Genomic DNA, 19,944 nt, shown 5'->3' with positions numbered 1-19,944 from the left:
AATTTTCATTCTGAGAGACAACATGGCCAATTACGTCTATACCATGAACCGCGTCGGCAAGATCGTGCCGCCGAAACGCCAGATTCTGAAAGATATCTCCCTGTCTTTCTTCCCCGGCGCGAAAATCGGCGTGCTCGGCTTGAATGGCTCGGGCAAATCCACGCTGTTGAAAATCATGGCCGGCATTGATACCGATATTCAGGGCGAAGCCCGGCCCATGCCAGGCTTGAAAATCGGTTATCTGCCGCAGGAGCCGCAACTCGACCCGGAACAAACCGTGCGTCAGGCAGTGGAATCCGGTTTGGGCGAAGCGTTTGAGGCGCAAGCCAAATTGGATGCGGTGTACGCCGCCTATGCTGAACCGGATGCGGATTTCGATGCGCTGGCGGCGGAACAGGCGCGCCTGGAAGCCATCATCGCCAGTTCGGATGGCGGCAATCTGAATCTGCAATTGGAAATGGCCGCCGATGCGCTGCGCCTGCCGCCCTGGGAACAAAAAATCGGCGTCTTGTCCGGCGGTGAAAAACGCCGCGTCGCACTGTGCCGCTTGCTGCTGTCCAAGCCGGACATGCTGTTGCTGGACGAACCGACCAACCATCTGGACGCGGAATCAGTCGATTGGCTGGAACAATTCCTGCTGCGCTTCCCCGGCACCGTGGTGGCGATCACCCATGACCGCTACTTCCTCGACAACGCCGCCGAATGGATTCTCGAACTCGACCGTGGCCACGGCATTCCCTGGAAAGGCAATTACAGCTCCTGGCTGGATCAAAAGAGCAACCGCTTAAAGCAGGAAGAAGCGCAGGAATCGGCGCGCCAGAAAACCATCGCCAAGGAATTGGAATGGGTGCGGCAAAATCCGAAAGGCCGCCAGGCCAAGAGCAAAGCGCGTCTGGCGCGCTTTAATGAATTGAGTGAATACGATTACCAAAAGCGCAATGAGACCCAGGAAATCTTTATTCCGGTGGCCGAGCGCCTGGGCAATGATGTGATCGAGTTCAAAAATGTCTGCAAAGCTTTTGGCGACCGTTTGCTGATCGATAATCTCAGCTTCACAATTCCACCCGGCGCGATTGTCGGCATCATCGGCCCCAACGGCGCCGGTAAATCGACCTTGTTCAAGATGATCGCCGGCCTGGAAAAACCGGATTCAGGCGAAGTGCATATCGGCCAGACCGCACGGGTTTCGCTGGTGGATCAAAGCCGCGACAAGCTCAACGGCAATAAGACTGTGTTTGAAGATGTCAGCAATGGCGCGGATGTGTTGCAAGTGGGCCGTTTTGAGATGCCTTCGCGCGCCTATCTGGGCCGCTTCAACTTCAAGGGCGCGGATCAGCAAAAAGTGGTCGGCAATCTGTCCGGCGGTGAGCGTGGCCGCCTGCATCTGGCCAAAACCCTGCTGATGGGCGGCAATGTGCTGCTGCTGGACGAACCGTCCAATGACCTGGACGTGGAAACCCTGCGCGCACTGGAAGACGCTTTGCTGGAATTCGCCGGCAGCGTGCTGGTGATTTCGCATGATCGCTGGTTCCTGGATCGTATCGCCACTCATATCCTGGCGTTTGAAGGCAATTCGCAAGTCACCTTCTTCGACGGCAACTATCAGGAATACGAGGCGGATAAAAAACGCCGCCTGGGCGATGAAGGCGCCAAGCCGAAACGCATCCGCTATAAACCGCTGTCGCACTGATGGCCTGGAATTTGTTTCCAGTCTTAAGCACGCCGCGTCTGTTGCTGCGCGAATTGCAGCAACGCGATGCGGCGGCCTGGTATGCGCTGCAAACTGATCCTGCGGTGATGCGCTGGTATGGCGCCGATATGCCGCGCGATGTGGCGCAAGTGGAGCGCCTGATCGCTGACTATCGCAGCTGGCAGCAGGCGCAATCCGGGATCCGCTGGGGGATTGAGCTTGAGGGTCAGCTGATCGGCAGTTGCGGCTTTGCGCGCATCAATCGCGGCTGGCATAACGCCATGCTCGGCTATGAAATCGGCCCCGCCTGGCAAGGACAGGGTTTGATGCAGGAAGCCTTGCAGGCAATCTTGCATTACGGCTTCACCTCATTTCAATTTCACCGCATTGCGGCGGAAATTCATCACGATAATCAAGCCTCGATCAAGCTGGTGCAAAAACTCGGTTTCCGCTATGAAGGCGTGCACCGCGAAGTCGGCTTATGGGGCGGGAAATGGCATGATCTGGATGTGTTTTCCCTGCTCGAACAGGAATGGGAAGCGCAAGGCGTGAGCGCGCCGCGCGGATAAACAAAAGGACGTTGTATGCTGATTCATGCAGTCTATCTCTGGCTCAAAGAAGAATCTGACGCTGCATTGCGCGCTGAATTCGCCGCCGATTGCCGCGCCCTGTTGGCGATTCCCCACATTGCTCAAGGCTGGGTCGGCACACCGGCCAGCACCCGCGATCAAGTGATTGATCACAGCTATGAGCAAGCGCTGATGCTGCACTTTGCCGACCTGGCCGCACACGACGCCTATCAGGAACACCCGCTGCACCACGCATTCGTGGCGCGCTACCTGCCGCATTTCGCGCAGGTCAAGGTGTACGACATGGAAAGCGCCTGATGCCGGCCATGCTGCTGCGTCCCTGCAGCGCGCTGGAAGACAGTATTGCGCTATATCGCCAGCTCGGCTTTACTTTGCTGGAGCGCGGCGCGCAACACGCCTTGTTGCATGGCCACGCTTTGCACCTCCAGCTGCTGCGCAGTCCGCACACCGGAGGGCAGGATATCTTGCAACTGAGCCTGACTGCGCAGGAATTGCACACCTTGCACAGCGCTTGCGATTTGCACGCGCACACCCTGGCCAACGGCGCCAGCGGCTGGCTGTTGCGTGACCCGGATGGGCAAGCAATTTTCCTGCGCCAGCGCGATGCGGCGCCAAGCGCGCTGGCATAAACCATGCTGACCCAGGCCCCGCAATATGGCTTAAACCCGCAACAGAATGCGGCGGTTTTGTACATGGGCGGCCCCTGCCTGGTGCTGGCCGGGGCCGGCTCCGGCAAAACGCGCGTGATCACGCAAAAAATCGTCCATCTGATCGAATATTGCAACTATGATCCGCGCAATATCGCCGCCCTGACCTTCACCAACAAAGCCGCGCTGGAAATGCAAGAGCGCATCGCCAAGCTGCTGCGCCAACCGCGCCAGGCGCGCAAGCTGACCATCTCCACTTTCCATTCGCTGGGTGTGAAAATCTTGCGCGCCGAAGCACGCAATCTGGGTTTGAAAGAACGTTTTTCGATTTTGGATGCAGACGATTGTTTTTCCATCGTGCAGGACCTGGCGATCACCACCGACAAGCAATTGATACGCCGCATTCAGAATGCGATTTCGCTGTGGAAAAACGCCTTGTTGACGCCGGAGCAGGCGCTGTATGCTGCGCGCGATGAAGACGAAGCGCAAACCGCGCGCATTTATCGCAGCTACTGCGCCACCCTGAGCGCCTATCAGGCAGTCGATTTCGATGATTTGATCCGCCTCCCGGTCGAACTGTTTCGCAGCAATGAACAAGTGCGCGACGCCTGGCAGCGCCAATTACGCTATTTGCTGGTGGATGAATATCAAGACACCAATACCTGCCAATATGAGCTGGTCAAGTTATTGGTGACAGGTTTAGGCAAAAAACCGATGTTTACCGCAGTCGGCGACGATGATCAGGCGATTTACGCCTGGCGCGGCGCCACCATGGAAAATCTGCGCACCCTGCAAGTCGATTTCCCGAATCTGGAATTGATCAAGCTGGAACAGAACTACCGCTCCACCATGCGGATTTTGAAAGCCGCAAATGCGGTGATCGGCAATAATCCCAAATTATTTGAAAAAGAATTGTGGTCGGAATTGGGCGAAGGCGAAGCGATTAAAGTCACTGCCATGGCCAATGACGAGCACGAAGCGGAACAGGTCGCCATGCTGCTCTCGGCGCACCGCTATGAAAACCAAAACCGCTTTTCTGACTATGCGATTTTATATCGCGGCAATTATCAGGCGCGCGTGATCGAACAGGCATTGCGGCGCGAACGCATTCCTTACACGATTTCCGGCGGCCAAAGTTATTTTGACCGCGCCGAAATCAAAGACGTCATCAGCTATCTGCGCTTAATCGCGAATCAAGACGACGACCCGGCGTTTATCCGCGCCGTCACCACGCCGCGACGCGGCATCGGTCAAGCCACACTGGAAGCGCTGGGCGCGTTTTCCGGCCAGTGGCAATGTTCGCTGTTTGCCGCCGTATATCGCGGCGGTGTGGAATCTGTCTTGAGCGAGCGCCAGCTGCAACCACTGCGCCAATTCTGCGACTTCATTTGCCGCATTGAACAGCGCGCCAGCCTGCCGGGTGAAGAAGGGCAGGGCGAAGCCGCCGCCGAATTGCTCGACGAGCTGATGGAAGCGATGCACTATGAAAATTATCTCTACGATAATTTTGAAGAACGCACCGCACAAAGCAAATGGGAAAACGTGCTGGACTTTGTCAACTGGCTCAAAGAACGCGCCTGCGGCGGCCGCGATGGCGCGGGCGAATTGCGCAATTTGATGGAATTGACGCAAATGGTGGCCTTGATGACCATGCTAGACGGCCAGGAAGAAGAATTGGATGCGGTGCGCATGTCCACCCTGCACGCTTCCAAAGGGCTGGAATTTCCGCATGTGTATCTGGTCGGCGTGGAAGAGGGCATGCTGCCGCACAAAGGGGACAGCGATGCGCCAATTGAAACCCTGGCTGCGCGGATTGAGGAAGAACGGCGCTTGATGTATGTCGGCATCACACGCGCACAAAAAACCCTGCATATCAGCTGGTGCAAAAAACGCCGCCGCGCGCGCGAAAACATTGCCTGCGAAATCTCTCGCTTCATCAAAGAAATGCAACTCGACACAATACAAGCCGGCGAAGATGAAAAAATGACGCCGCAAACCCGGCTGGCGAATTTGAAAGCGCTGCTGGCGAAAAACACAGCGCAAGGGTAAGGCGCCCGCCTGCCATGGCCGGATCGGGCCAACTCCTTTTTCTTTGGGAATTCAAACGCGCAAACGCCGGGGCCGGCGCTTTGCTTCAGTCAACCTTCGCCTGCCTGCGCCGCAACGCCCTTGAACAGGCGAGGCAAATCCAGGCTTTTTTCAATTCTCTGATATGCACAGCTAATGTATCGGCATATTCATTTCAATATATTTCAATTAATTGTGAATTTTTTTCTATTTTGCAAGCGCCACCGGTTTGCTAAAAATACATTTAGATTGCAAAAATAGTACTATTTTCCGCTATCAAAAAAATATTTATTCATCATTTTGATATCCACCATTCCAAGATTCAATTAGGCAAATATTCCGTATCGCAACATAATTCATTCCGTCGAGACCCGACATACTGCAAGAAAGGAGATGCTGCATAACAGCATCACTCATTCAACAAGCACCCAAAGCCACACAGATGGCATATCCAAGGGTGTACTCTCCGAAAAGAAAAACATCATGAAAACTCAAATCACTCTCGCTCCCCTGTTTGGTCTGCTGTTCGCCGGTTCGGCCCTGGCCAATACCTACCTGAATTACGGTGTGCAAGATCAAGCCAATTTTGTTGGCGAAAACGGTCAGGCTGCACAAGTCAAAATCAGCCAAACCAGCGGCAATTGGAAAAAATATGACAGCTTCATCGGCGCCGGCGCAACCTGGCTGTACGCTACTGCAGCGGATGAAACCCTGTACATCTTCAACGAAGAACAACGCATTGCGCAAAAGCTGGTGAATTTCGCTGATCCGGTTGGCAAAACCTACAGCTTCAAGCTGGGCGCATGCAACACCGGCGGCAAAATCGAAGCCAAGGGCCTGACCCTGAATACCCTGGCCGGCAACTTCACCAATGTGGTGAAAATGAGCTTTGACAGCAAGTGCGCTGACGGCGGCACGCTGGAAGCCTGGTTCGCGCCGAAAGTTGGCGTGGTGAAATGGGCGCAGCAAAGCATCGTCGGCCCGCAAAATTGGAATATCAGCAGCGCCAAAGTGGAAGGCAAAAACTACGGTTTCGCCACCCTGCAAAGCGCCATCCGCAGCAGCGCTGATTTCCCCAAGACCAACTTCGTGTTCCACACTGAAGCCCCGAAAGCCGAAGCCTATCTGAACATCCGCAACGTCAGCAATCAGGAACTGGTGTTGGCTTTCGCCAGCGGCCAGGAATTCGATGTCACCCTGCTGGATGCGCAACGCCGCGTGGTGAATGCATGGAGCGCCAACAAGCGTTTCATCCAGGCTTTCCACGATGTTGCCATCGCTCCGGGCGAAACCAAACGTTTTGGCGCATCGGTTGACCTGATCAATCTGGAAACCGGCCTGCCGGTGCAAGGCGGTCAGTACTTCCTGAAAGTGGAACTCAAGAGCGCCTATGGCCGCTTCGCCGGTCAACAACAAAGCCTGAGCGTCAGCGCTGAAATTCCGGTGTTGGTTGCACGCGCCAAGTAATCGCTGTTGAAATTCCGCAACCTTGGGTTGCGGCGTGATGAGGCCGTTTGCGCCACCTGTCTGAAGCATCGCAGGTGGCGCAAACGGCCTCTTACTTTTCCCGCCTGTTTTTCTGCACAAGCCTTGGCAAGCAAGCGATTTTGTGCGCACAATGAAGCTTGCACAGCGTGCCGCGTGGCTTTTTTTGCCTTCGTCGCCACAAGCTGTAATCTTTCCTCACAGGTGGAATGAGATGAACCTCGCTAAACTGAGCATAGGCCAGCGTTTGACACTGGGCTTTGGCATTGTGATCGCGTTACTGATGGTGCTGGCTGTGCTTTCCTGGACCCGTATCGACAGTTTGAATTCCGCCGTCTCACTATTGGTCGCCGAACGTTACCCGAAGACGGTGCTGGCCAACCGCATGAAGTCTGACCTGAATGAAATCACCCGCAACATGCTGTCTGTGCTGATCATGACCGACCCCGGCCAGATCAAAAAAGAACTGCAAAACATCGAACAGCGCAGCGCTTCCTACAATGAAATCCTGAGCCAGCTCGGCAAGCAGGTGGACGATGCGGAAAGCAAGGAAATCCTGAAAACCCTGGGCGCGGTGCGCGAACGTTTTGCGCCGGCGCAACAAAGCTTTGTGCAACTCGTCAATGAAGACAAAAAAGACGAGGCAATGATCAAATTGATGTTCGCCTTGCGCCCGATGCAGGGCAAATATTTTGAAGCCCTGGATAAATTCATTCAGCATCAAAACAATCTGATGGAGCAGGCCGGCAAAGACTCGCGCAATCAGGCTTTACAGGCGGAATGGATAATTCTGGTGTTGACCGGGGCTGCGATTGGTTTGAGTCTGCTGGTGGCTTGGCTGGCCACGCACAGTATTACCAAGCCGCTGATCGACGGCGTGGCGATTGCGCGCCGGGTTGCGGATGGCGACCTGTCCTCGAAAATTGAGGTGCGCGGCAACGATGAAACCGCACAAATGCTGGATGCTTTGCAACATATGAGCGAATCGCTGCAAACCATTGTGCGCGAAGTGCGCAGCGGCACCGATTCAATTTCCGCCTCTTCCGCCGAAATTGCGCATGGCAATATGGATTTGTCCAACCGCACCGAATCCCAGGCCGCCTCGCTGGAAGAAACCGCCGCCTCCATGGGTGAGCTGACTTCCACTGTGAAGCAAAACGCGGAAAACGCGGTACAGGCCAATAAATTGGCGACCAAAGCGTCTGAAGTGGCGGAGCGCGGCGGCTCAGTGGTGCAGCATGTGGTGCACACCATGGGAGCGATTAATGACTCCTCGAAAAAGATTGTGGAAATCATCAGTGTGATTGACGGCATTGCCTTCCAAACCAATATCCTGGCCTTAAATGCCGCCGTGGAAGCAGCGCGCGCTGGTGAGCAGGGACGCGGCTTCGCCGTGGTGGCCGGCGAAGTGCGCAGCCTGGCGCAACGCAGCGCGGCAGCCGCCAAAGAAATCAAAACCCTGATCAGCAACTCCGTGGAGCGGGTCAAGGAAGGCAGCAATCTGGTGGAACAGGCCGGCGTGACTATGGAAGAGGTAGTGGCATCAGTCAAGCGCGTCACGGATATCATGGGTGAAATCATGTCGGCCAGCGAAGAACAAAGCTCCGGCATTGAGCAGATCAACCGCGCCATTATGCATATGGATGAAACCACACAGCGCAATGCCGCCCTGGTGGAAGAAGCGGCCGCCTCTGCCGCCTCAATGCAGGAACAGGCGGCAAAACTGGCGCAATCAGTCGCTGTCTTCAAGCTCAGCGAGAGCACGCCATATCAAGCGCCCGCGCCGCAAGCCGCCTTACCCGCAGTTAAACCGGCGCGCTCTGCCGCCAAAGACAGTTGGGAAGAATTTTGAACGCCAGCCTTATTTAACAAGGAGATGAAAAAATGCACTTCATGAAATCAATCGCTGCCGCAATCACGCTTTGCTGCGCATTGGGACAGGCGGCAGCGGTCGAAGTCGCCGGCGTCAAACTGGACGACAGCGCCAAGGTGGCGAACAAAGATTTGAAACTCAATGGCGCCGGGGTCAGGGTTAAAGCGATTTTCAAAGTTTATGTCGCCGGCTTGTATCTGCCTGAGAAAAAATCCACGGTCGCCGACATTTTGAGCATGGATGGGCCGCGCCGCATCACCCTGGTTATGTTGCGCGATGTCAGTTCGGATGATTTCGGACAAAGCTTTATCACGGGCCTGAACAACAACGCCGATAAGGCGGAAAAAACCAAGATCATCAACCAGACCATGAAATTTGGTGAGATGTTCCAACAGATTCCAAGCATCAAAAAAGGCGATGTGCTGACCCTCGACTGGGTTCCCGGCAGCGGCACGCAAAGCACGCTGAACGGTAAAAAAATAGGCGAAGTCCTGCCCGATATCGCCTTCTACAACGCGGTTTTAAAAATCTGGCTGGGCGATAACCCGGCAGACAGCAGCTTGAAGCCGCAATTACTGGGTTCAAGCAAGGGCAGCGGCGCTTGAGCCATCAGCCAGGCCAGCAGCGCGGCAAGCGGCAAAATGCTTGTGAAGCATAAAAAATTATCAAATTTTCACTATGCTTTGGCCCTAAGAACGTTAAAATATCAACTTCGTTGTGATTTTTTCAGCCTGTCATATTTCATTCTTATAACAGCAGGGGGATTTTCCCCTGTCAGCAGCCAGTCGAGGTTAGAGAATCGTAGCGAAAATCTGCCGGACGGGGATAGATTTGCCGACTTTGCAAGCTCAGCAGCAGGGCTATTCAGCAAACAGGCGCCAAAGATAGCCCGCTCCACTGTTTTTGCAGTAGATTTTTTCTCAGTCCGACAGGCTGCCAAGCAGGCATCCGCGACCCCGATGCCCGCCAGCCACGCATGCCAGCAGGACGAGGATGCGCAAGCAGCACAGGATGCAAACCCCGGCATCCATTTGACAGCAGGCGATTCCGCTGGCGGCGCAAAGCGCTGCGGGCCAATAGCCTGGCCTGACCTTAATGCTTTTTTCATGCGATGGATTTATGAGTTTTTTGACACTGGATTTGAATCTGCTGCGGGTCTTTGACGCCGTCATGACCGAACAGAATCTGACCCGCGCCGCCAATCAGCTGGCGATGACCCAACCGGCAGTCAGCAACGCCATCAAGCGCTTGCGCGACAGGATGGGTGACGAATTGCTGATCCGCACCGCTTACGGGGTCAAACCCACCCCGCGTGCGGAAGCTTTATGGCCGGCGGTGCGGCGCGCTTTGGCGGAACTGGAAGCGGCGGTCAGCCCGGAGAGTTTCGATGTTTCCAAAGCTCACGCCACCTTCCGTATGGCAATGGCGGACGCCACCGCAGCATTCTGGCTGCCATCTTTGATGCGTTCAATCGAAAAAGAAGCGCCAGGCTTGAATGTGCGCATGGTGCCGCTGACCACGCGCGAACCGCGTCCGATGCTGTTGCGCGGCGATATCGATCTGGCGGTCGGCTTTTTCCCCGGCGTGGCGGCGCAATTATCCAGCGAAACCAGCTCACCAATCCGGCATGAGCGGTTGTATTCAGGGCAGTATGTCTGCGTGATGCGCAAAGATCACCCGCTCGCCAAGTCTGATTTAACGCTGGACGAATATTGCTCGGCAAATCATCTGCTGGTCAGCTTTTCAGGCCGCGCCCATGGTCTGGTGGATGAAGCGCTGGCGCAATTACATCGCGAGCGCCGGATTATTTTGACTGTGAACCAGTTTTTTACTGCCGGCAAAGTCGTCGCGTCTTCCGATTTGATCACCGTTCTGCCGCGTCATCTGATCGCCTCCACCGGTATGAGCGACTCCCTGATTGCGAAAGAACTTCCGTTCGCATTGCCGCAAGTGCATTTGGATATGTTGTGGCATGAGCGGGATGCGCGCAGCCCGGCGCATCAATGGCTGCGCAAACATTTGGAGGCGATGAGCCCGCAAAACCGCACGGCAGTCAAGAAAAACGAAGGCAGCATCATTGACTGAGCAAACCGAGGGCCTGCAAACGGCCCTCCACTTCGCGCCGCATAAGGGCACATTCCCGTTCCAACTGCTGCAGTTGCGCCCGCTTTGGCTGCAATGCCGGGGCCTGCAAATATAAGTCGGGGCGCCAAATATGCTGATTCTCAGCCAGTTGCCAACTATGTACCTGACGCGCCCAGGGTAAATCACGGCCAGCCTGGCGCTCATCCCACATCCGCGCCGCCAATTGCGCCACCTCTGCTTCACATTTGCTGTAATCAGCAAACCAGACCGGCGCATGCCGCGCTGTGGCGTGCAGCCATAACAAGGCTGAGCGCTGACGCTCGCTGCGCGCCGGCAACAAGATGACCGCTGCCAGGTGCGGGGCCAGCGCTGCGCGGATTGCCTGCTCCTTGCCGCTGCGCTGCAGACAATGGGTGCGCACCAAAACCAATATCTGCCCATCAGCGGCGGCTTGTTGCAACATCCGGCTGATGGCGGCAAATTCCGGCCTGCCTTTGGGCGGCGCGCCCCAGGGAAATTGCTGCGGGGAATGCTTCATTTTTTTGCCGTCCCAGGCCGGCGGATATTCAAACAAATTCGTCACTTGCAACTTGGCTGGCGGTAAGGCTGGCGCTTCACTCCAATCTGTTTGCCGCAAGAGTGCGATTTGCTGCGCCTGCCATAACAACAGGTTCAGACGCGCACGGCGCCAATGCGCGGCCTCGCTGGCGCATGCCTGCAGATTGCCGGCCGGACTGCCGCTCGCCAACAAGGCCAATACGGCTTCACCGTGGCCGCAAAATGGATCACGCATCAAACATGGCTGATCGGATTCCCGATATGCCAGATGCGCCAGCGCGGCGCAGAGTTGCACCGGTGGCGACAGCGTCAACTTGCTGCGCCACCATTGCTGCATTTCAAGACAGGCGGATACATCGCTCAAATCACAGCGGCCCAATTCAAGCAAGACGGCGCGCCACAGCAATTTGCGCTGCAAATCAGCGCCGAATAATGCCGCATCGTCATAGTCATATCCGGCAAAAACGCCCTGCAGCTGAGCCGGATTGGCGTGCGCCAGTTGCTCCAAAATCAAATTGATTAAGCGCCCCGGACTGGCTTGATCGCGCCTTTGCAGCAGGCTGTCAAAACTGGCCAGGCATTCACTGCCGCCGCCAGGCCTGCCGGTTTGCCGCAGACCCGCCGGCAGACGCACAAGCGGCATCTGCCAGCTGTATGCATTGAGGCCGGCGCTGATTTTTTCCGGCTGCAGGGGAAATTCTGTAATGAGCTGAATGCGGCGCGCACGCCATTGGTCGCTGATCAATTTCAAGGTCAATAGCGGCTGCAACCAATCCAATGCAAGCCGTGGATCGAGTTGATCACGCAACAATTGCCAGGCGCCTTGCAAACCGCGCTGCACGCTGCTGCTCCTGCGCCCGCCGATACGGCTGACGCCTTGTTGCAACAGCAGGGAATGCAAGCCGGCAGTCGCTTCGCGCGGGTGGGTTTGGTATGTGAGCCACATTATGTTTCACCCGCATAATGCAGCAATGATGCGGTGGTCTGCTGCAATCTGTGCTGCGCCAGCGTGACTTCACGCTCACTCCAGGCGCGGGCCTGTTCAAATAATTCAACAATTTCCGCCTGCCTGGGCAGGGAGGGCAGCGGTAATTCCAGCTCAAGCAAGGCGCGGGTGCGCAACTGCAGGCGGCCAGTGCGATGCGGCGAAGCCATCAATTGACTCTGGGCATAATCGGTATTGACATACCACAACAGATATTCCGGCAGTAACAGGCGGCTATCGAGAATGCGCACAGACATCAATGGCGAAACACAGGCCAGGGGCAGCGTGAAAACCGGCGCCGGCAGCAGAAAATGCCGCACGCCACGGGCGCGGAAAATGAAATCGCCGGCACTGAGCAGATAGGGGCGCGGCAAATCCGCCGCCCGCACTCTGATCGGCGGGCCATCCTGCCAATCATGACCGGGATAAGCATCCTTCAATTGCAACAGCAAGAGATTGCCATCCGGATCTGGAACCAATGCGCTGCGACAGGTCAATCCGCAGCGCACAGAGATTAATTCATGTAATTTTTTCATCACCCTATCCTTCCAGCCAAGCGCTGACTATAGGATAGGGGGAAAAACACATGTATGTAAACACAGTGATTGAAATACCCTGCTGTAATCTGTTTACAGCAGGGTAGAAGCCGCCATCAGCTCAATTGGCAGACTTGATTGCGCCCGGCATGCTTGGCTTTATACAAAGCGCTGTCGGCGCGCGCCAGCACTGTTTCCAGGGTTTCGCCCGGCGTCATCATGGTCAGGCCAAAGCTTGAGGTAAAACGCAAAATATTGCCGTTCATGGGCAACTGGCTGGCTTCAAATGCCTGGCGGATGCGTTCCGCAACCACGGCGGCGGATTCACTGTTGACGGCGGGCAGCAAAATAACAAATTCTTCGCCGCCGATACGGGCCAGAAAATCACTGGGGCGCAATAGATCTTTCGCCAGATTCACCACTTTTTGCAGCACCAGATCCCCGGCGGCATGTCCCCAGCTGTCATTGATTTTTTTAAAGTGATCCAGATCAAACATCACCACTGACAAAGGCATGCCTTCACGTTCGCAAAAGGCGATTTCCGCCTGCGCGCGCTGTTCAAGATGACGACGGTTGCCGGCCCCGGTCAGGGCGTCCAGCATGGCCAGTTTTTCCAATTCTTCAGTGCGCATCGCAACCCGGGCTTCAAGCTCGGCGTTCAAGGCGCGGATTTCACTGATGTATTCAAAGGCGCGCAGAGATGCGATGATGGTGGTCACCAGTTTTTGCGCCGACAGATCGGTTTTCGCCATATAGGCGTCGATTTCATAATCGATCACCACGCTCTGTTCCGGCGCATGCCCCGGTTGCCCGGTGCGCATGATCAGGCGCATCGAGCGGTCTTTCAATTCTTCGCGGATATGCCGCACCAGATCCAGGCCGGCGGTCTTGGTTTCCATCACCACATCAATCAGGGCCAGGGCAATGTCCTGTTCGCTTTGCAGCACGGCGCGCGCCTGCTGGCCGGACAAGGCAGGAATCAGCATGAAAGAACGGTCGCGGAATTGGACATGACGCAATACCATGCGCGTAACCGCCTGCACCTGGTCGTCGTCATCCACCACCAGGATTTTCCATGGCGCATTGCTGGCTGCGGGACTTGCCTGAGCGGGTTTTTCATCAAACAGCAAAAACCCCATCGTGGACTGATTCTGCTCACTCATCGCGGATCTGACGACAGCCCCAGCCACCGTCTTGCAAGTTTAATTCCAGATCGAGCGCGAAAATATGAAGCTGGCCTGGAACATATCGTTCCAGGGCCGGCTCCCTGCCTCGATTTCCCCGGCCTGCCTGGCTGCAAAGCCAGCGGCAAGCCGCTTTCAACGCCCCTGTTCCGGAGCTGCTGAAGGCAATTCAATGTTGACAGTCAATCCCTGGCCCGGGCTGCTGCTGGCGCTGATATGGCCATTCAACACTGAGCTCACGATATTGCTGCAAATCGCCAGGCCCAAACCGGTTCCTGCGCTTTCCGGGTTGACCTTGAAAAATGGATCAAAGATCCGTTTCACATCCGTTTCTTTCAAGCCTGCGCCATTGTCGCTGAAACTGAGCATAATGCGCCCCAAGCCTTCCTGCACGGCGCGCAAGTTCATTTTGCCATGTGTGCGGCCCTGCAAACCATGCGTCAGCGCATTGTTGATCAATTGCTTGATCACCTGGGCCAATGGCTGTGGATAACTGTTCAAAGACAAATTCTTAGGCACATCGACCTGAATCTCGTGCCCGGCGCAGCTGATTTGATCCATCATGCCCGCCACCGCATCGTTACAGCACTGCAGCAGATCAAACATCTTTCTTTCTTCATTGCTGCGGTCTGCGGCGACTTGCTTGAAGCTGTTTAACAGGCGCACCGCGCTGTTCAAGCTCTGGCTGATGCCATTGGTGGCATCCTGGGCCTGGTTCAAAAATCGCACCAGATCGCTTTTTTGCAAAGCGGCGCCATTCAATTTGGCAAACAGGCTGTCCACCTCATCCTGTAAAGCGCCATTCAGCATCAGGCTGTTGCCCAGCGGCGTATTCAATTCATGCGCCACGCCAGCCACCAAACCGCCCAATGCGGACATTTTTTCCTGCGCAATGCTCTTCTTTTCCTGAGTCAGCAATTTGTTTTGTAATTGCTGCAGGCGTTGATATGCATTCGCGTTATCCAGCGCAATCGTGGCATAGCCGCACAAGGTGCGGAAAATCAGTTTTTCACGCTCGCCGTAGGCGTCTGCGCGCAAACAGGCAATCGCCATCACGCCTAACAGGCGCTGATCAATCACCAGGGGGAACCAGATCGCAGAACAGTAAGGCCAGGCGTCGCCGGGATCCTTGATATCAGCGTCATACACTTCACGCCAATCGTGCGCAGCGCGCGCGGCCGGATGTTGCGTATCCAGCGCAATCTTGTGCGCAGCCTGCTCGCTGCCGTCACGCCAGCCAAAAACCATTTCGAGGAAATCCACCCCGGGCTGGGCGCGGAACAGCACAAAATAGGGCGCATCAAGCAAACGCTGCACATGTTTTTGCATCGATTGGAAAATCGCTTTTGCGTCCAGATTGGCGGTGATATCGCGCCCCACATCGCCCAACTGCCGCAGGGTGTCCACCGCTTGCTCCAGGCTGCGGTTGGATTCCTGCAATTCGGCAGTGCGTTGCTCTACCTGGGCTTCCAGACCTGTGTTCAGACCCTGGATTTCAGTGATGTATTCATACGCACGCAAGGAAGCGGTGATGGCGGTGCTGAGTTTTTGCGCGGAAATATCGGTTTTCGCCATATAGGCGTCGATTTCATAATCGACCACCACATCCTGTTCCGGCGCATGGCCCGGCTGCCCGGTGCGCAAAATCAGACGTATGGAGCGGTTGCGATATTCATCGCGGATGGTGCGCACCAGATCCAGACCGGCGGTCTTGGTTTCCATCACCACGTCAACCAGGGCCAGCGCCACTTCGCTTTCACGCTGCAACACCTCGCGCGCTTCACGCGCTGAACTGACGCTCATCAATTGCAGGCCACGGCCACGGAAACGGTAGCTGCGCAAAACCAGTCGTGTCACCGCGTGCACCTGGTCATCATCATCCACCACCAGGATTTTCCACGGCGGCAACTCGCTCGCAGGGGCGCGCGAAGGCGGCTGATCATTGATCAGAAAATCCATGCCTTTATCAGTCTCGTTTGTCATAACAATCCCGGCACGCAAATTACTACATGGGGTAATTCAGACAGGCTCAGCACGGTTTATTGTACGCGAAAGCCCGGTTACTGCTGCAAGGAAAGCGGGAAATGCTTGTCCGCCGACATGTATTTGCAGCGTAACATATTCGCCCCCGCTTCTGCTTATGTATGGCAATAAAAACATGGGGTGTTTGCGACAGGCAAAGTTAACAGCTTGCGCCCCGGCAAGTGTGATATGCAGCACGCGCCATGCCACACTTAATCACTGCCGGGAGGGTGGGGCGGCAGGCTGATGGTGAACACGCTGCCATGGCCCAGGCTGCTTTCAGCCTTGATGCGGCCATGCAGACGGTGGGTGACATGGTTATACACCACATGCAAACCCAAACCGACATGACCGCCGCTGCCGCTCATACTGGTATAGAAAGGATCAAAAATCTTCGGCAAGGCTTCCGCCGGTATGCCCTGGCCATTATCGGCCACCTTGATATCAATCATGCCGCTTTGCTGATTGCGTTGCGCCGATAACACCACCTTGCCCGGACGCCCGGAAGCAAAGGCATGGTCCAATACATTCGCCAGAATCCGGCTCAATACTTCAGTCAGCGCAGCGCTGACCAAACGGATGCGCAAGCCCTCTTCAACATCCACTTCCAGGGTATGGCCAAACTGTTCAAAATCAGCATGCACCAAGCCGGCCACATCGGGCAGATAGCGCGCCAAATCCAGCTCATCCGCCTGATCGCTTTCAAAACTGACCGCAATTCCCTGAAAACTCGTAATCAGGGCCGCCGCCCGTTTGATATTTTGCAAAGCCAGGCCGGTATATTCCAATCCTTCACCGATGGCGTTGAGCAAATCCGTTTTGCTTAAACTGCCATGATTCAAGGAAGCATCCAATTTTTGCCAGGCATTGTTGTTGCCTGACAAAGCCAGCATCGCATTGCCTATTGGCGTATTGACTTCGTGCGCCACCCCGGCCACCAAGCCCCCCAGGGCCGCCAGTTTTTCCTGTTGCACCAATTGCGCCTGGGCTTGATGCAAAGCCTGCAACGATTCAGCATTCGCCAGCGCAATCGCGCCATATGAACACAGGGTGCGGAAGATCATTCTTTCTTTTTCACCATACGCATGTTCATGGCGCGATTGAATCGACATCACGCCCAGCAAACGCTGACCAACGATCAAGGGCGCATACAATGACGTCAGCATACGGCTGCCGGAAATCGGCAAAGCCTGTGTTTCGCCGGCTTTGCGCTCCAGTAAAATCTCGCGCCGTTCGCGCCCGGCGCGCGCCGCATTGCTGCTGGGAGAATCGAGCAACACGCGGAAAGTCGGCAAGATCTGATTGTCTTCACGCCCAAATCCGCTTTCCAGCGCGCTGCCGTCGCTGCTGGTGCGGTAAATCACCATCACCGAGGTATCCAGCAAGCCGCCGACATGACGGTGCAGCGCGGCAAACACCGCATCCGCCTCCAGATTGGCGGTGATATCGCGCCCGACTTCTCCCAGCAGACGCAAAATTTCTGCTGATTGGGCCAATTCCGCATTCGCTTGCTGCAAGTGCTGATTGTAATTTTGCATTTCAGCAGTGCGCAAACTCACCTGTGATTCGAGCTGGTGCTGATATTGGCGCATATATCGGGTGCGGATCTGCAGCAAGGCATACACAGCGGCAAGCCCCAGCAAAATTTCCAGCAACAAAAACCACAAGGTCTGATGCCATGCCGGCAGCACTTTAAGCGGCAACTGAAATGGCTGTTTCAGCCAGTGGCCATTGCGATTGCTGGCGCGGATCTCCAGCACATAGTCGCCCGGCGGCAGATTGGTGTAAGCCGCAAGGCGCCGGCTGGAATCGGTTTCAATCCAATCGTTTTCATAGCCGCGCAAACGATAGGCATAGCGATTACGCTCCGGCGCACTGAAATCCAGCGAAGCGAATTCCACAGACAAGCTGTTGCCTTCCGGCAAAATCTGCAATGGCTCAGTTGCGCGCTTTTGATTAAAACGGTTGGCCAAAACCGGTTTTCCGCCGACCCGCAAATCAGTCAGCAATAATGGGGCCTCGTAAGTCCAATCTTGTAATAAATCGGGGCGCACAATGGTTAAACCGCCGCTTGCGCCAAACAGCAATTCGCCCTGCTGGCTGACAGCGCCGGAACGCGCCCAATAGCTGCTCAGCGGCACCCCATCGCTGGACTGAAAGCGGCGCACTGAATAATCCCCCGGTTCAATCATCGCCAAACCATCGTCAGTGCTGGCCCAGATCCGTCCCCGTCCATCAATCAATAAGCGATTCACATTTGCATGCGGCAATCCTTCGGTGGTGCTGAAACGCCGGAAATAGGGAATGCCATCGGCATCGCGCTTTTCCAGCACATTGATGCCGGCGCCGAAAGTGGCGACCCAGAGCCGCCCCTGGCGATCAGTCTGCATGGAAGTGATTGCGGTGGAGGCAAGGGCATGCGGATCGCCCGGGTTGGGTTTGATCTTTTCCACTTTGCGCGAAACCGGATCGAACAAAATCAGGCTGTCGCGTCCGGCCAGCCACAATCGCCCCTGCGGCCCCGGTTCAATCACATTAATGCGCTGTTCCGCCAGCCAATCCGTGCTGATGCGTTGCAGATAATTCCCGTTTTGCGCCAAATCGTATTGCCATAAACCATCGTTGGAGGTGCCAATCCAGATTTTATCGTCCACCCGCAACATGCTGCGCACTTCGGCCTGCCCACCGGAGCCGGGCAGGGCCATCCGCTGCACATTGCCGCCCTTGGCGTCGCTCATGTACAAACCCTGGCCGGTGCCAATCAAATATTGATCCGGCCCGGCTTGCGCCAGTGATAGCACCAATTCCTGTGGCAATGCGCGTTCAGGCCGCGCCGGATCAGGTCTGATGCCGCCAACCAAGCCACGCTCCGGGTCAAAGATATCCACACCCTTGCTGCCCAAGCCAAACCAGATGCGGCCATCGCTGGCCGGAAACACAGTCCATAAATTCGGATCGCTGATGCTGCCCGGCATACTGGAGCCGCCAAAAATAGAGATAAAAGCGCGCGAATGCGGATCATGCCGGTTCAAACCGGCGCGCGTGCCGACCCACAACAAGCCGGAGCGGTCACGCAATATTGCATTCACTGAATCATCGGAAAGACTGCTTTGGACGCGCAAATCATGTGAAATCCGGCGCATATGGCGACTGCTCAGAGAAACTTGCAACAACCCGCCGCTATCGCTGCCTATCCAGATTTCACCAGGCGCCACTTCCTTGATGTCACGCGCCCATTCTTTTTTCAGCAGCGCCTCAGAACCGCCGCGCAAATATTCCTGAAATGGCAAAAATGCCGGCTCTTTGCCGGCGCTGGCAGGTGGCCGCACAAAAATCCCGTTGCGTCTGGTGCCTACCCATAAGCTGCCATCGCTGGCCAGCAACAAGCTGCGCACCATGGCCGGCCCGCCCGGCATCAAAATTTCCTCAAACTGGCTGGCGCCCGGCTTGCGCCGCGCCAAACCGCGCCCGGTGCCCAACCACAAAACCCCGCTTTTCTCCCGCACAATCGCATACACATGATTGTCCGGCAAGCTCCCGCTTTCATTCGGATTATGTTGCCAATGGCGCATGCCGCCGGTATCCGGCATATATTGATCCAGCCCGCTGTCCGTACCGAAAAACAGGCCGCCGTCGCCATCATCGGCAATCGCCCACACCGTGTGATGCGACAAACCGCCCGGCCCCACCGCCACTCTTTCAAACCGGTCTTGCATCGCGTCATACTGCGCCACGCCGCCCTCGTAAGTGGCGACCCACAAACGGCCTTTGCGATCACGGTGCAAAGCCTGCACCCAGACATCGGGCAAGGAATAGGGATCTTTCGGGTAATGTTGATAAGTACGGAAACGCATGCCATCCCAACGCGCCAAACCGCCTTGCGTGCCGACCCAGAGAAAACCCTCTTCTGATTCTTGCAAGGCAGTCACAATCGGGTGCGGTAAGCCGCGTTCGCTGCCAATATGATGAAATACTGTGGCGCTCGAATCGCCCCAGCGTGTGGCGTGTGCGGAGAAGGTGCAAATGCAGCAGGCAAACAGCAGCAGCCAAGCCAGCCAAGGCTTGACGCAACTCGCAGCTGTACGGCCCAAACATGCGGTTTGCAACATGCATCCCCCTGCTTCGCCTGCCCGGCCACGCACGCATCCATTTCAAATGCGCCAAGGCACAAAAGCATCGTAGCGAAAAACCATACGGACGGCGAGCGCTTTCTCAAGCAGGT

15 protein-coding genes are annotated in these 19,944 nt (G+C 55.9%); 10 read left to right on the top strand and 5 right to left on the bottom strand.

All coding sequences use genetic code 11. The annotated features are described in order from the left end of the window. Positions 1 to 22 precede the first annotated feature (22 nt). The 10 genes from ettA (at position 23) to V8J88_RS22330 (ending at position 10,437) form a co-directional block, all read left to right on the top strand. On the top strand, positions 23 to 1,690 hold the full coding sequence (ettA, locus tag V8J88_RS22375) for an energy-dependent translational throttle protein EttA (protein WP_338846481.1): 1,668 nt from the start codon (positions 23 to 25) through the stop codon (positions 1,688 to 1,690). After that, a complete protein-coding gene (locus V8J88_RS22370; RefSeq protein ID WP_338846480.1) occupies positions 1,690 to 2,259 on the top strand; it encodes a GNAT family protein in 570 nt (189 codons plus the stop codon). Before ettA ends, V8J88_RS22370 begins: the two co-directional genes overlap by 1 nt. 15 nt (positions 2,260 to 2,274) lie before the next feature. Further along, on the top strand, positions 2,275 to 2,577 hold the full coding sequence (locus V8J88_RS22365; RefSeq protein WP_338846479.1) for a Dabb family protein: 303 nt from the start codon (positions 2,275 to 2,277) through the stop codon (positions 2,575 to 2,577). After that, the gene (locus tag V8J88_RS22360) at positions 2,577 to 2,909 is read left to right on the top strand and encodes a hypothetical protein (protein ID WP_338846478.1); all 333 of its coding nucleotides are present in this window, start codon (positions 2,577 to 2,579) and stop codon (positions 2,907 to 2,909) included. Before V8J88_RS22365 ends, V8J88_RS22360 begins: the two co-directional genes overlap by 1 nt. A gap of 3 nt (positions 2,910 to 2,912) precedes the next feature. Further along, entirely contained in the window at positions 2,913 to 4,976 is a 2,064-nt protein-coding gene (locus tag V8J88_RS22355; protein ID WP_338846477.1) for a UvrD-helicase domain-containing protein, read from the top strand. 501 nt (positions 4,977 to 5,477) lie between these two features. Beyond that, a complete protein-coding gene (locus V8J88_RS22350) occupies positions 5,478 to 6,461 on the top strand; it encodes a BsuPI-related putative proteinase inhibitor (RefSeq protein WP_338846476.1) in 984 nt (327 codons plus the stop codon). 232 nt (positions 6,462 to 6,693) lie between these two features. Further along, positions 6,694 to 8,331: a methyl-accepting chemotaxis protein gene (locus V8J88_RS22345; protein ID WP_338846475.1), complete on the top strand. Its 1,638-nt coding sequence runs from the start codon at positions 6,694 to 6,696 to the stop codon at positions 8,329 to 8,331. Between the two features lie 32 nt (positions 8,332 to 8,363). Then, positions 8,364 to 8,957 carry a chalcone isomerase family protein gene (locus tag V8J88_RS22340; RefSeq protein ID WP_338846474.1) on the top strand — a complete coding sequence of 198 codons (594 nt, stop codon included), beginning with the start codon at positions 8,364 to 8,366 and terminating at the stop codon, positions 8,955 to 8,957. Between the two features lie 42 nt (positions 8,958 to 8,999). Beyond that, positions 9,000 to 9,515: a hypothetical protein gene (locus V8J88_RS22335; protein WP_338846473.1), complete on the top strand. Its 516-nt coding sequence runs from the start codon at positions 9,000 to 9,002 to the stop codon at positions 9,513 to 9,515. Further along, positions 9,472 to 10,437, top strand: a complete 966-nt coding sequence (locus V8J88_RS22330; protein WP_338846472.1) for a LysR family transcriptional regulator — start codon at positions 9,472 to 9,474, stop codon at positions 10,435 to 10,437. Before V8J88_RS22335 ends, V8J88_RS22330 begins: the two co-directional genes overlap by 44 nt. Here the strand turns inward: V8J88_RS22330 and V8J88_RS22325 are convergent. The 5 genes from V8J88_RS22325 to V8J88_RS22305 all read right to left on the bottom strand — a co-directional run bounded on the left by V8J88_RS22325 (position 10,427) and on the right by V8J88_RS22305 (position 19,831). Further along, positions 10,427 to 11,941 carry an N-6 DNA methylase gene (locus V8J88_RS22325; RefSeq protein ID WP_338846471.1) on the bottom strand — a complete coding sequence of 505 codons (1,515 nt, stop codon included), beginning with the start codon at positions 11,939 to 11,941 and terminating at the stop codon, positions 10,427 to 10,429. The two genes, V8J88_RS22330 and V8J88_RS22325, sit on opposite strands and share 11 nt — an antisense overlap. Continuing rightward, entirely contained in the window at positions 11,941 to 12,516 is a 576-nt protein-coding gene (locus V8J88_RS22320; protein ID WP_338846470.1) for a hypothetical protein, read from the bottom strand. The genes V8J88_RS22325 and V8J88_RS22320 overlap by 1 nt, the downstream gene beginning before the upstream one ends. 116 nt (positions 12,517 to 12,632) lie before the next feature. Next, positions 12,633 to 13,679, bottom strand: coding sequence for a diguanylate cyclase (locus V8J88_RS22315; protein WP_338846469.1), 1,047 nt, complete (start codon positions 13,677 to 13,679; stop codon positions 12,633 to 12,635). Positions 13,680 to 13,835: 156 nt separating this feature from the next. Next, entirely contained in the window at positions 13,836 to 15,683 is a 1,848-nt protein-coding gene (locus V8J88_RS22310) for an ATP-binding protein (protein WP_338846468.1), read from the bottom strand. 251 nt (positions 15,684 to 15,934) lie between these two features. Then, the gene (locus V8J88_RS22305) at positions 15,935 to 19,831 is read right to left on the bottom strand and encodes a two-component regulator propeller domain-containing protein (protein WP_338846467.1); all 3,897 of its coding nucleotides are present in this window, start codon (positions 19,829 to 19,831) and stop codon (positions 15,935 to 15,937) included. Positions 19,832 to 19,944 lie beyond the last annotated feature (113 nt).

This window comes from Massilia sp. W12, from assembly GCF_037300705.1.
Classification (GTDB): Bacteria; Pseudomonadota; Gammaproteobacteria; order Burkholderiales; family Burkholderiaceae_D; genus JACPVY01.
This window is presented reverse-complemented; position numbering and strand designations above follow the sequence as displayed.